Below are 12,954 nucleotides of genomic sequence, written 5' to 3'. Positions count from 1 at the left end.
TATAATGCAAACCTGTATTACAAAAAAGATTGAAACTGTTACAACATTGTAAACTTTTACAATGGATTGTGTAAATAAAAAACAAGCCTAAGGAAACCTTAGACTTGTCCCATTTAATTTGAGTTCTAATTTGAGTTCAAACTCATTTCCCCACAGCTTTTTTCACTTGTGCTTCTTGACGAGTTGGCCAACATTCAACACCTTTTAACCCCTCAATATCGTCAGCATAAAATACAGGATCTTCTCCGCGTTTACGTTTCGCCATATAGTCATCAAGCGCTTTGAACGCAATGCGACCAAGTAAACCGATTGCTACTAAGTTTGTTAATGCCATAAGCGCCATCGCTAAGTCAGCTAAATCCCAAACAATTTGTAAGCTAGCAAGCGCTCCGAAAATAACCATTCCGATTGCTAGGACACGATAAACGAATAAAGCTGTTTTTCCTTTACTAATAAATTCAATGTTTGCTTCCCCGTAATAATAGCTTCCGATGATCGAGCTGAAAGCGAACATGAAAATAGCTGCTGATAAGAAAATACCTGCCCAAGAACCGAAGTGCTCGGAAAGCGCTGCTTGTGTTAATTCAATACCAACAAGCTCGCCTGTTTTATACGTATCTGATAATAAAATGATAAATGCTGTTGCACTACATACAAGTAATGTGTCGAAAAATACCCCTAGTGCTTGAATAAAACCTTGTTTCGCCGGGTGTGATACAGTTGCGGTTGCGGCTGCATTCGGTGCACTACCCATACCAGCTTCATTGGAGAACAATCCGCGTTTTACCCCCATCATAATTGCAGCACCCATGCCACCGCCTACAACTTGTTCTAAACCAAAAGCACTTTTGAAAATTAAAGCAATAACTGCTGGAATTTCAGTAATGTTTGTTACCATTACATACAATGCTAATCCAATGTAGAAAAACGCCATGATTGGAACAATAATTTCAGAGAAACGAGCAATGCGTGTAACTCCACCAAAAATAATGACTGCTGTTAATGCCGCTAAAAGGAAAGCGGTTACATAAGGGTTCATGCTAAATGAATTTTTAAACGCTGTTGCAATTGTATTACTTTGTACAGCATTAAACGTTAATCCAAAACTTGCGATAATTGTGAAAGCGAAAATTGTGCTCATCCAACGTGCACCCAATTGTTTTTCCATATAATATCCTGGGCCACCTTTAAAACCAACATCGCTTTTTACTTTAAAGATTTGCGCCAATGTACTTTCAACAAATGCGCTCGCTCCACCTAAAATCGCAACGAGCCACATCCAAAACACCGCTCCTGGACCTCCAATGGCTAGTGCCATCGCAACCCCAGCAACGTTACCCGTTCCAATACGTGTCGCGGCACCAATGAAGAACGCTTGGAGTGAAGAAATTTCTTGTTTTCCTTTTCCTTCAGGAGATTTTTCTTTTAAGACCCGGAACATTTCTCCGATTAAACGAATTTGCGCAAATCTCGTTCCGATCGTGAAATACAAACCGAGACCGAGCAATAAGCCGATAATGACATAAGACCAGAGAATGTTGTTTAAAAATCCGACTACTTGATTAATGAGCTCCATACACTTCCTCCTTAAAATAAATAATTAAGATAATTAGTAAGATTATTAATCTTGTAATAGTATTATCTGAAAATTAAAATTATGCGTCAATAGTAAAAATTAGAAAAACGTATATAATTTACAGCGTTAAAGGAACAAAATTGAAAATAAATTATTTTTGTATACTATTTCAAAACAATCTTAAAAACAAGTATTTTATTTTTTCGCATACTATTTAAATACAATCTTTTTTTAAAAAAATTTTTTTGTTAACAAAAAAATTTTTTGAATTAACATAAAAACACCCAAGATGATGGGTGTTTTTACAATTTGTATAACAATAATTTTTTTAGTAAAGGGGCTAAAAATGTCGGTAACTGCTCTACATTTGGGACAATGACATGATACTGTCCATATATATTTTCAATCGTTTTTTGTTGACTTTCGGTAATCATTCCGTTTGCTAAAAACACATTGACTACTTCAATTCCTAATTTTCTCGCTTCTACAACCGCTTCGTGTGTATCTACAATACCGTTTTGATCGTATCCAAACGCTGCTGGTTCCCCATCCGAAAAGACGAGTAAAAATTTTTGTTTTTCGTTTCTTTTTTGCAATTCTTCTGTCATTAACCGAATAGCTAAACCATCTCGATTATCTTCTTGAGGTTCTAGCTGCATAATTTCTGCTCCGTGTCCCTTTTTCAAAGACGCATCAAAATCAATAACGGTTTGAAAATAGTTAGGTTGATAAGACGATGTCGCTTCGTTTGTATCCTCCCAAAAACCAACAATTTTATGTGGAACGTGAAGCGCCTTAAGAGATTCGTGAAATAAAGCAATTCCCTTTTTTGTTTCTTCCATTTTGTCGTACATCGATGCAGAGCAATCGACAAGCAAAACAAAAACAGCGTCTAACAAAGGAGATGTTTCATGCTTTTTATAAAATAAACGTGGGTGATCCTCGATAAAAAAGCGTAATAGCTTTTTATTTAAACGTCCTGCATGTAAATCTGTACGCGGGTGTATTTTTTTATGCTCGAGTACTTTTTCAATTGTTTGCGTCAATTTTTTTTGGTACGGCCCGATCACTTCTCGATCACGTTCATACTGTTTAATTTGTTCGATTGTGGGCGGCAAAGCATCTACAAATATCGGCTTGGCATAACGATTTTCTTTTCCATATTCATACTCGGAACGTCCAGAAAGTTCCTGGCGTTGCCCTTGTTGTTCTAAATGCGTATAATCATTATGCGTCGTTTTTTGTGATGAACCATGCACGATCCCAAGTGCTTGATCTCCCGCTTCCCCTTGACGAACTCCTTCACCAAGCAAATCTGTTTGCGATCCCTGCTCTAAATCAAATTGCAAACAGCTATTTGTCATGTCACTTGTTTCGCGATGCCATGTATGCATCACTTCCTGAAAGATCTCTTCGTCTTGCGATTTTTGATCGATCACGTCATGATTTTTCAATGGATCTTTTCGGCGAATATCTTCCCTATCTTCCTGTTGATCCATGTAAATGTACTCGGGAAGATGAAAATATGTGTTTAACATATCCGCATCTAACAATTCATCTAACACATCTACAACTGTAAGCACAATATGTGAAATATGAGCGGTCGATTTCGCATCATATACATTTCGAATTTCACGCTCAACAAACGGAAGAGCTAAGCGTAAACGTTCAGAGGGAAAAATATCGTGTACAGGTTGTTCCGCTGTTAATAGCAAATATAAATAATTAAATAATGCATCTGTATAAACGCTTTTTATCATATTGACATTCCATTGGGTTTCGAAGTAATGGCGATATACATGTTTCCGAATGGAAAACGCTTTTTTTGTACCAGGACGTACATGCCGACATATATCTTCCAATCGCATATCCTCAAGTAACACAAACAACTGTTTAGCAAAGTTCGGAATAGAATATGCTTTTATTTGATGAAGGAAAAAAAGAATGTCTTCGTCACTTGTATAATGGAAATTTCCGATTGTGCGCAAAAACACATCACTTTTTAATCCATATACGTACTGCTCTCTTGGACGATTATCCCAAAAATGACTAACAACGACTTTTTTATGTTGTCGATCAAGATACGACTGATAGCCGAACTCGAGCTCCATTTCCTCATCTTTTGTTAATGTTTTTACTAAATCAGATAACTCCATAAACAAAAAAGAATCGATTTTTTTATCATTAAACATAATAAAACGGTTCATGTAGCCCCCCTCATTCATCGAACAACGTTTCGGCTAAGTTGCGCACCGCAGCTTTTTCCCGATCGTCTTCTAATTTCTCGACGATCGCTCGTTCAATGGCGCGTCGTGGTGGAATGTACACCGCTAAATCACAAGCATCGATTAACGCCCGAATAGAAGCAGCTTCTTCTGATACATATCCTTGCTTCACTTGAATAATTAAATCGGCTGACAATGTCACAAAACGATCTAATAACACTTCATTTGTTAACTGCGTCTGTTGTTTTAAGATCCGTTTTAGCACCTCACCTTGAACGTATGGTACATCAATGACAACAAAACGGTTTTTTAAAGCTTCGTTTAACGGAACTGTTCCAACATATCCTTCGTTAATGGCTGCAATGACACCAAAAGTCGGTTTTGCTTTAACAACTTCAGCAGTAAATGGATTTGTAATCATTTTCCGATAATCGAGTACCCCATTTAAAATCGGTAACGTCTCTGGCTTAGCCATATTAATTTCATCGATATATAACAGGTGCCCTTTTGTCATTGCTTGAATAACAGGCCCTGGGATAAATTCAATCGTCGCTCGCCCATCTGTTTGTTGGATCGTCTTAAAACCGAGCATCGCCTCAGCATCTAAATCAATCGAACAATTAATGCTGTGCATCGGTTGTCCGAAGAAAAGTGATAACGTTTCGGCTAATTTTGTTTTCCCTGATCCTGTTGGTCCCTTTAACAACACATTTTTCCCTAACGCTAAGGCGATAATTGCATCATATATAATAGACTCATGAGCGGGTGTGTATGCAGAATATTCTTCCTGTTCATTTATGTCATTTTTAAACATCTCTCTTCTTTCTTTAACGATTGCTTCAATTTTTTCGGGAAGTGTGAATGATTGTGTATAAATCATGATGTCATTCCTTTCTATGTTTTCATACGTACGTATTGTACAAAAAATAAATGAATTTGTACAAATAAAAGAATTGTTTAACATAATTATATTATGTTAACAAATAAATAAAAAAGGGAGCCACCCGGCATTATCGACTTTTGACGAGTAGCTCAACTGCTTCTTGAATGAGTTTTTCACTTTCTAATGATCCTGTTTCTACATCTTTGCGGATGCAACGTTCTAAATTAGCACTGACAACAACCGCAATGGCACGATCAACAGCACTACGAATAGCTGACAACTGAGCAACTACTTCTTTACAATCCTTTTGCTCATCCATCATTTTTAGTACACCACGAACTTGTCCTTCAATCCGTTTTAAACGGTTTTTCACTTGATTATCATATGTCATGTTCATCAAACTCCTTTTCATATACCCTTATCAGTATATTAATTGAAATACAATTCCTTTGTCAACTAAAATTATCTTTAATTGCTTTACGAATAAGCGCTTCACAACGATCTAATTCTGTTTTTAATTGCCGCTTATATAGCTGGGCTTTTTTATATCCTTCCTCAGTAAAACGGTAATAAACAACTTCTTGATATTTCATTCCTTCTTTTTTCTTTTTCACTTGTTCTAAAATTCCATCTTCGATTAAATCATGTAACGCTTTGTATACCTCTGAATGATTCGGACGATATCCAAATGGTTGAAACTCTTCGCGAAGCACATCTAACAATTTCAACCCATACAATCGTTCCTGTTCAGTTAAAGTAATTAAATATAGCTTTAAAAATGCGCGTTGCTTTAATAAAAATCCGCTCGGTTTTCTTTTTTCACTCATCTTTCCTCCTCCTCTCACATTCTTTAATTAAAAGAAAAATCCTTCTATATTTCCATTATAATTGAACATTTTTATTTTTATTTATTTTTTATTTAGAACATAGTTTTATGATATCAATTTTTTTACAAAAAAAGAAGAAGAGAATCTCCTCTCCTTTATTTGAATACAATTGTTTTATTTTCATGAACGATAACACGATCTTCTAAATGCCACTTTAATGCACGCACGAGGACTGTTTTTTCGATCATGCGTCCAATTCGCTTCAAGTCTTCTACATGATGTTTATGATCAACCCGTTCCACATCTTGTTCAATAATTGGTCCTTCATCTAAATCATCTGTCACATAGTGAGACGTGGCACCGATGAGTTTTACCCCACGTCGATAAGCCTGCTCATATGGCCGTGCGCCAATAAACGCCGGTAAAAACGAATGGTGAATATTAATAATTTGTGTTGGAAACGTTGCGACAAAACGAGGTGATAAAATTTGCATGTAACGAGCAAGCACAATAACATCAATATCATGTTCCTTTAACAACTGTATTTGTTTTTCTTCTGCTTCTTGTTTTGTTTCTTTTGTCACTGGTATGTAATAGTATGGGATACCGAATGACTCTACCGTTTCCCTCATTTGTTCATGGTTGCTGATGACGAGAGCGAAATCTGCAAGCAATTCACCCGCTTGCCATTCCCACAATAACTCTAATAAGCAATGTTCTTCTTTCGAAACAAATATCGCTACCTTTTTTATGTGCGTATGTAAACTCAATCGCCATTTCATTGAAAAACGTTGTGCAATCGTTGCGAACTCTCTTTCCATCTCCCCTTTTCTCTCTGATATATTCGGAGCATCAAACTCAATTCGTAAAAAAAACGTACCACCTTCAGGATCTGTCGAATATTGACTTGACTCTACAATATTGGCTCCTTGCTCATACAAAAAATTGGTCACAGCTGCAACAATTCCAGGTTGATCTGGACACGAGATAAGCAAGCGTGCCCGATCTTTATATTTGTCCATAAACTTTTGCGCATGTTTTTGTTGAAAATACATCATAACTTCCCCCTATAAAACGATGAAATAAATAATAGCCATTATTATAACAAATAAACAAATAGTCGAGAACATATCCCGACTATTTTTCTTACTTATTCATTATTTTTCGTGCGCCAAAAGCTCCTTTCCATGTGGGAGCAGATTGTTTAGCAGAAGAAGATGAAAGATACGTGTATAACGCCCCCATAAATAACGACCCGCCGACAATATTGCCAAGCGTTACAGGTATGATGTTATGGACGATTCCTGCCACATGAATCGTATCAGGATGTTGAACAGCTAATGCAAGGGAGAAAATAACGAAATTTGCAATCGAGTGTTCATATCCAGAAGCAAAAAAGACGAAAACAATTAAAATCATAGCAAATATTTTTGCGATATCTTCTTTCATTTGCATCGGAATAAAAATAGCTAAACAAACGAGCCAGTTACATAACACCCCTTTTATAAATAGTTGTAACGTTGTTGCATGCATTTTCTTCAATGCAATCGCAAATAGTAAATGATCCATCGGAAGATCATGAAAAATTCCTGACTGTGCAATTAAAAAAGCAAAGAAAACAGCACCGAGCAAATTCCCGCTATAACATGCTATCCAGTTACGAAACGTGTCTCCAATCGTCGTTTCTCTTTGCAAGGTACTAACCGTAAAGTACATCGTATTTCCTGTAAACAATTCTGCCCCACCATACATAATCAGCACAAGAGCAATCCCGAAGAAAATGCCACTTACTAAATAAGTCGCTGGTGAATGTGTTTCATAAAAGTATTGACCAACCCGAACACAAAGAACAAGAGCAAAACCGATATATACACCTGCTAAAGCAGCACGAATCATATATTGAAGCGGTGATGTTTGCAAAATGGATCGTTTTTTTAATGCGAGCTCTTTGCATGTTTGTAAAGCGTCCATCATTTCCTCACTTCTCTTTCTGTTTTTGTGATGTTTTTCACACTTTATCCTACTCCTCTTCCCTCTGTTTTTCAATGCATTTATGTAAATGTTAAAAGAACTGTCAACACTTTATTTTTGTAAACGTTTGCGAAAAAAAAGACTATTGCAATTTTTGCACATATTGTTCTCACCCTTTGCAAACTCATGCAGAAATATATTAATATAAAAAAGGTGTAAAATACGTTGTTAGAGGAGGAAGTTATGAACTACATAAAAGAACAAAATGGTCAATTATGGTTAACAGAAGATGAACGGGAAAATTTAAAAATTAGTTATCGCATTAAAGAAATCATTTACTCAGAGCATTCACCATTTCAACATGTCATGATTTTAGACTCATACGACTTCGGAAGAATGCTCGTACTTGACGGAGTTGTACAAACCACTTCCATTGATGGTCATATTTATAACGAGATGATCGCACATGTTCCTCTTTCTCTTCATCCGTCGCCAAAGAAAGTTTTAATTATTGGTGGAGGTGATTGTGGCGCAGCTCGTGAAGTGGCGAAATATGAAGAGGTAGAAGAAATCCATCTCGTCGAAATTGATGAACTTGTTGTTCAAGCATGTAAAGAACATTTACCTGAAGTATCCGGAAATCTTTCGGACCCACGTGTGCAATATATATATAAAGATGGGGTTCAATTTGTGAAAGACCGTGTGAATACGTACGATGTCATTATTATTGACTCGTCCGATCCAATTGGTCCTGCACAAGTATTATTTGAATACGATTTTTACAAAAGTGTGCATGAAGCGCTCAAAGAAGATGGAATGATGGTTTGTCAAAGCCAATCCCCTATTTTTCATATGGACGTATTGAAACAAACATATACAAATATTCGTCATTTATTCCCGCATGTACACGTATATACAGCTACTGTTCCAACATATCCTGGCGGGCTATGGAGCTTTACGCTCGGTGGTAAACAACCTATTTCATTTGAACGACTCAACACATTCACAAAACAAACGAAATACGCAAATGCGGATGTATTAAACCAATGCTTCCGTCTTCCACAATTTATGAAAGAACATCTCCAATCGTAGTCGGGATGATTCCGGCTACGATTGTTGACAAAGAGGCATTTTTATATTATGATACAAAACGTAATGATTACTATTTTCTCTATAAGGAGCGTGCCTATATGCGTGTGAAAGTTGTTTTGCAATGTACAGAAACTGGAGACCGTAACTACATAACAACAAAAAATAAGCGGAACAATCCTGAACGACTTGAATTAAAAAAATATTGCCCACGTTTGAAACGCCACACATTACATCGTGAAACAAAATAATGGGGCTCACTCAAAAGCCCCTTTTTGGTGAAATTTCACCGAAGTATGTGAAATAGACCACCCCTGGAACCTTTGGTTTTACTAGGTTTTAGTGGTGGTCTATTTTACCATGTTGCCCTATACAGGAGCATTACACCTCTTTTGGGACGATACCATGATTTTTAATGCAAATGAATGCGCCGCGCAAAATCAACAAATCGAAATTTATCAAGACGATGACGGGACTCTGTATATTGAAACAAACTCGCATCATCTAAATAAACGTAATTCCGCACGACAACAACGTGCGTATATTGTTCAACATGTAAATACTTTCGATCTTCATCCGTACACTCTTCGACGAAAAATTCCTTTTTGGCAAAGCTAATTTTTAATTGCAATTCTTTTTCTAAATATTCATAAATGGAGCGCTCACATATATCTTTAGACAAAAACGGAACAAATTTTTTGTTAAAAAAATCTTTATCTAAAATAATGCGCTCGCCTTCAATTTCTCGCACGCGTACTACTTTCCAAATGTCCTCTCTCGCTGTCACATGGAGATGCTTTTTTAACATGTCATCGGGCTTCATCACTTCAAGTTGCTCAACAATCGTTCGCGAAGGTTTTCCTAACTTTTGTGCTAATTCTTTAAAACTAATCAGTCCTGAAATCGGGAAATCGAATTTACGAACGTCTAATACAATGGAACCTTTTCCTTTAATTTTTTGAATATACCCATGTTCCGAAAGTAAATTGAGCGCTTTGCGAATCGTTTCTCGCGATGTCTCATATTGTTCAACAAGCTGATTTTCAGAAGGAATTTTCATTCCAGGTTTAAATATTCCCTTTTCAATTTTCGATAACAAGTCATTATAAATGGACAAATATTTGTTTTCACTCATTGTTTATCACCGAAAAATATTTTACCATTATTTTTTCAAGTAATAAACAATCGATTCATACGGACGCAACATCATTTTTGTAAAATCGCTTGGTGAGTCGTCATAGTTCGATAATAACATTTCGCTTTTATATTCTGTGATGTCGACATGTTCTGGCCATTCAAACAACGTTTCTTGTCCGTAAAAATTATTAATCACAACAAGTTTTTCATCGTTTCCGTTGCGAATATATGCAAAAATCGAAGGATGGTCTTCTAAAATGAGTTCGTAATCCCCTGTCGTAATGATGTCGTATCGTTTACGCAACTGAATGAGTTTTTGATAATGATAAAAAATAGATGTCGGATCTTGTAATGCTCGTTGAACATTAATTTCTCCATAGTTATTAGCCACAGAAATCCAAGGCGTCCCAGTTGTAAAGCCTGCATGTGCTTCATCGCTCCATTGCATCGGTGTTCGAGAGTTGTCACGAGATTTTCGCTGTAAAATATGCAATACCTCTGGTTCACTTTTTCCTTGTCCTTTTAATATTCGGTACATATTTAATGATTCGACATCTCGATAATCATCGATTCGTTCAAATTTTGGATCAGTCATTCCAATTTCTTCACCTTGATAAATAAAAGGGGTGCCTTGCATCATATGAATCGTTGTTGCAAGCATTTTTGCTGATTGTTTATGATAGCGTTCGTCATCCCCATAACGAGAAACGATGCGTGGCTGGTCATGATTGCACCAAAATAATGCGTTCCAACCACCACCTTTATGCATGTGAACTTGCCATTCTGATAAAATCTTTTTTAACTGTAAAAAATCAAAATCAGCAACTGCCCACTTCTCTCCATTTGGATAGTCGACTTTTAAATGATGGAAATTAAATGTCATATTCAGTTCATGACGATCAGGATTTGTATATAAAATACAATGATCAATTGTCGTTGATGACATCTCCCCTACTGTCATCATATCGTACTTCGAAAATACTTCTCGATTCATTTCTTGTAAAAATTCATGAATGCGTGGACCGTCTGTATAATATTTTCTTCCATCTCCAGGGGGAATAGATCCATCATCGTCTAAAAATCGTTGATCTTTCGAAATTAAATTAATGACATCTAAACGGAAGCCGTCTACTCCTTTTTGTAACCAAAAATGCATCATGTCATATAAACGCTTACGCACTTCTTCGTTTTCCCAGTTTAAATCAGCTTGTGTAACATCGAACAAGTGTAAATAATATTGTCCTGTTTGTTCATCATACTCCCAAGCTGATCCCCCAAATTTCGATTGCCAATTGTTTGGTTTATCTCTCCAAATGTAAAAATGACGATACGGGTTATCTTTAGATGAGCGAGCTTGTTGGAACCATTCATGATCTGTTGACGTATGGTTCACAACGATATCGATTACAATTTTTATGTTGCGCTTATGCGCTTCCGCAATAAGTTTATCAAAATCTTCCATTTTACCGTACGGTTCATAAATACGATAGTAGTCGCTAATGTCATATCCATTATCACGCTGCGGCGACTCGTAAATCGGGGTGAGCCAAATGGCGTCCACCCCAAGCATTTTTAAATAATCGAGTTTTTCTATGACTCCTTGCAAGTCGCCAATTCCATCACCGTTTGTATCTTTAAAACTTTTTGGATAAATTTGATACACGACCGCTGTTTTCCACCATGGATGCATATTACTTACCGCCTTTCGTCTTTGCCAAGATGTATGTCAATGTAAATGGAACGATAAGAACAATAGCCATGCCGATGAAAAATGGTACCCATTTATCAGGGAAGATAGATAAAAAGCCAGGTAATCCACCGACACCAATAGAAGATGCCTTTACTTTATTCATTGTAATAAAAATGCCTGCTGTTGCCGAACCAATTAAGGCTGAAATGAATGGATAGCGGAATCGTAAGTTTACACCAAACATCGCTGGTTCTGTAATGCCTAAATAAGCGGATACAGCCGATGTAAACGATAAACCTTTTAATTTTTCATCTTTCGTTGCGAACACCATTGCAAGTGCTGCTGAACCTTGTGCGATGTTTGATAAGGCAAGCATCGGCCATAGAAATGTCCCGCCTGTACTACCGATCAGTTGTAAATCTACCGCTAAAAACGTATGATGCATTCCTGTGACAACAAGAACAGCGTATAATCCTCCATATACGAGCCCACCTAATGCAGCAAAACGATCAAATAAAACGACAAGACCATCTGTTAAAGCGTTTGCAATACCAAACGTCACAGGACCGATCGCAATAAAGGAAACAAACCCTGTCACAAGCAATGCAATTGGAGCAACAAGCAACAATTGAAATGATTCCGGAATGCGTTTTTTCAAAAATTGTTCCAATTTCGCTAACACATATGATGAAATTAAAATCGGTAATACTTGACCTTGATAACCAATTTTTTGAACATCAAATCCAAATAAATTCCAATACGGCACTATTCCTTCTTGCACAGCTGAAGCATATGCCCATGCATTTAATAACGCTGGATGAACAAGCATAAGTCCGAGTACAATTCCGAGCAACTCGCTTCCACCAAACTTTTTAACAGCGGACCAACCAATTAACCCAGGCAAAAAGACGAACGCTGTATTGGCAATTAAGTTAATCATATCAGCAAAATCGCGCCATTGTTCATGAACATCAACAATCGATTTTCCTTCATAAAAAATTCCTGGACCTGTTAAAATGTTGTTAATCCCCATCAATAAACCGGCTGTGACGATGGCAGGTAAAATGGGAATAAAAATATCAGCTAACGTTTTAATGGCCCGTTGTATCGGATTTAATTTTTTTTCCGCGACATCTTTAATATCTTGTTTCGTTGCACGACCCATCCCGGTCATTTCAATCATTTCATTGTAGACTTTTTCAACTAATCCTTGCCCAATCACCACTTGAAACTGACCGTTAACTGAAAATGAACCTTTAACAATATCAATATTTTCTAGCGCTTCTTTATCAACTTTTCCTTCGTCTTTTAACGCAAAACGAAGGCGCGTCACACAATGTGTAGCCGCAATAATATTCTCCTTCCCACCGACTGCTTGAACAATTTGTTCCACGGATTGTCGCATCATTTATTCCTCCTTGATTGAAGATTGAAACGTTTACATCACCTTTTACAAACTTGTATATACAAGTTTGTTTATTCGTTTTTTATTTTAACTTGTATATACAAGTAAGTCAACCGCTTTCAAACAATTCTTAAGAAATTTTAAGAAAAAA

At 36.7% G+C, this 12,954-nt stretch carries 12 protein-coding genes; 2 read left to right on the top strand and 10 right to left on the bottom strand.

Going from position 1 to position 12,954, the window contains the following annotated elements:
• Positions 1 to 142: 142 nt before the first annotated feature.
• The 7 genes from CS060_RS06220 to CS060_RS06190 all read right to left on the bottom strand — a co-directional run bounded on the left by CS060_RS06220 (position 143) and on the right by CS060_RS06190 (position 7,482).
• Entirely contained in the window at positions 143 to 1,576 is a 1,434-nt protein-coding gene (locus tag CS060_RS06220) for an alanine/glycine:cation symporter family protein (protein ID WP_035049045.1), read from the bottom strand.
• A 302-nt stretch (positions 1,577 to 1,878) separates the two neighbouring features.
• Positions 1,879 to 3,783 carry a vWA domain-containing protein gene (locus CS060_RS06215; RefSeq protein WP_099668787.1) on the bottom strand — a complete coding sequence of 635 codons (1,905 nt, stop codon included), beginning with the start codon at positions 3,781 to 3,783 and terminating at the stop codon, positions 1,879 to 1,881.
• A 10-nt stretch (positions 3,784 to 3,793) separates the two neighbouring features.
• Positions 3,794 to 4,615 carry an AAA family ATPase gene (locus CS060_RS06210; RefSeq protein WP_231563563.1) on the bottom strand — a complete coding sequence of 274 codons (822 nt, stop codon included), beginning with the start codon at positions 4,613 to 4,615 and terminating at the stop codon, positions 3,794 to 3,796.
• A 196-nt stretch (positions 4,616 to 4,811) separates the two neighbouring features.
• Entirely contained in the window at positions 4,812 to 5,075 is a 264-nt protein-coding gene (locus CS060_RS06205) for a metal-sensitive transcriptional regulator (RefSeq protein WP_043966402.1), read from the bottom strand.
• 61 nt (positions 5,076 to 5,136) lie between these two features.
• Positions 5,137 to 5,511 carry a replication termination protein gene (locus tag CS060_RS06200; protein ID WP_003397201.1) on the bottom strand — a complete coding sequence of 125 codons (375 nt, stop codon included), beginning with the start codon at positions 5,509 to 5,511 and terminating at the stop codon, positions 5,137 to 5,139.
• 155 nt (positions 5,512 to 5,666) lie between these two features.
• Positions 5,667 to 6,569, bottom strand: coding sequence for a formyltetrahydrofolate deformylase (gene purU / locus CS060_RS06195; protein ID WP_035019611.1), 903 nt, complete (start codon positions 6,567 to 6,569; stop codon positions 5,667 to 5,669).
• Positions 6,570 to 6,657: 88 nt separating this feature from the next.
• Positions 6,658 to 7,482 carry a formate/nitrite transporter family protein gene (locus tag CS060_RS06190; RefSeq protein WP_035047377.1) on the bottom strand — a complete coding sequence of 275 codons (825 nt, stop codon included), beginning with the start codon at positions 7,480 to 7,482 and terminating at the stop codon, positions 6,658 to 6,660.
• A 243-nt stretch (positions 7,483 to 7,725) separates the two neighbouring features.
• On the opposite strand from CS060_RS06190, the gene speE reads away from it, so the two are divergent.
• Both speE and rpmG read left to right on the top strand, forming a co-directional pair.
• Entirely contained in the window at positions 7,726 to 8,574 is an 849-nt protein-coding gene (gene speE, locus CS060_RS06185; protein ID WP_035047379.1) for a polyamine aminopropyltransferase, read from the top strand.
• A gap of 98 nt (positions 8,575 to 8,672) precedes the next feature.
• The gene (gene rpmG, locus CS060_RS06180; RefSeq protein WP_003397205.1) at positions 8,673 to 8,822 is read left to right on the top strand and encodes a 50S ribosomal protein L33; all 150 of its coding nucleotides are present in this window, start codon (positions 8,673 to 8,675) and stop codon (positions 8,820 to 8,822) included.
• 161 nt (positions 8,823 to 8,983) lie between these two features.
• Here the strand turns inward: rpmG and treR are convergent, their stop codons facing one another.
• From treR to treP, 3 genes are read right to left on the bottom strand one after another with little or no spacing between them, the layout of a single operon-like run.
• Positions 8,984 to 9,706: a trehalose operon repressor gene (treR, locus tag CS060_RS06175; RefSeq protein WP_099668785.1), complete on the bottom strand. Its 723-nt coding sequence runs from the start codon at positions 9,704 to 9,706 to the stop codon at positions 8,984 to 8,986.
• Positions 9,707 to 9,733: 27 nt separating this feature from the next.
• Positions 9,734 to 11,398, bottom strand: coding sequence for an alpha,alpha-phosphotrehalase (gene treC / locus CS060_RS06170; RefSeq protein WP_035047382.1), 1,665 nt, complete (start codon positions 11,396 to 11,398; stop codon positions 9,734 to 9,736).
• A gap of 1 nt (position 11,399) precedes the next feature.
• On the bottom strand, positions 11,400 to 12,803 hold the full coding sequence (gene treP, locus CS060_RS06165) for a PTS system trehalose-specific EIIBC component (RefSeq protein WP_035047383.1): 1,404 nt from the start codon (positions 12,801 to 12,803) through the stop codon (positions 11,400 to 11,402).
• Positions 12,804 to 12,954: the final 151 nt, after the last annotated feature.

Source organism: Anoxybacillus flavithermus (genome assembly GCF_002742685.1).
Taxonomy (GTDB): domain Bacteria; phylum Bacillota; class Bacilli; order Bacillales; family Anoxybacillaceae; genus Anoxybacillus; species Anoxybacillus flavithermus_E.
This window is presented reverse-complemented; position numbering and strand designations above follow the sequence as displayed.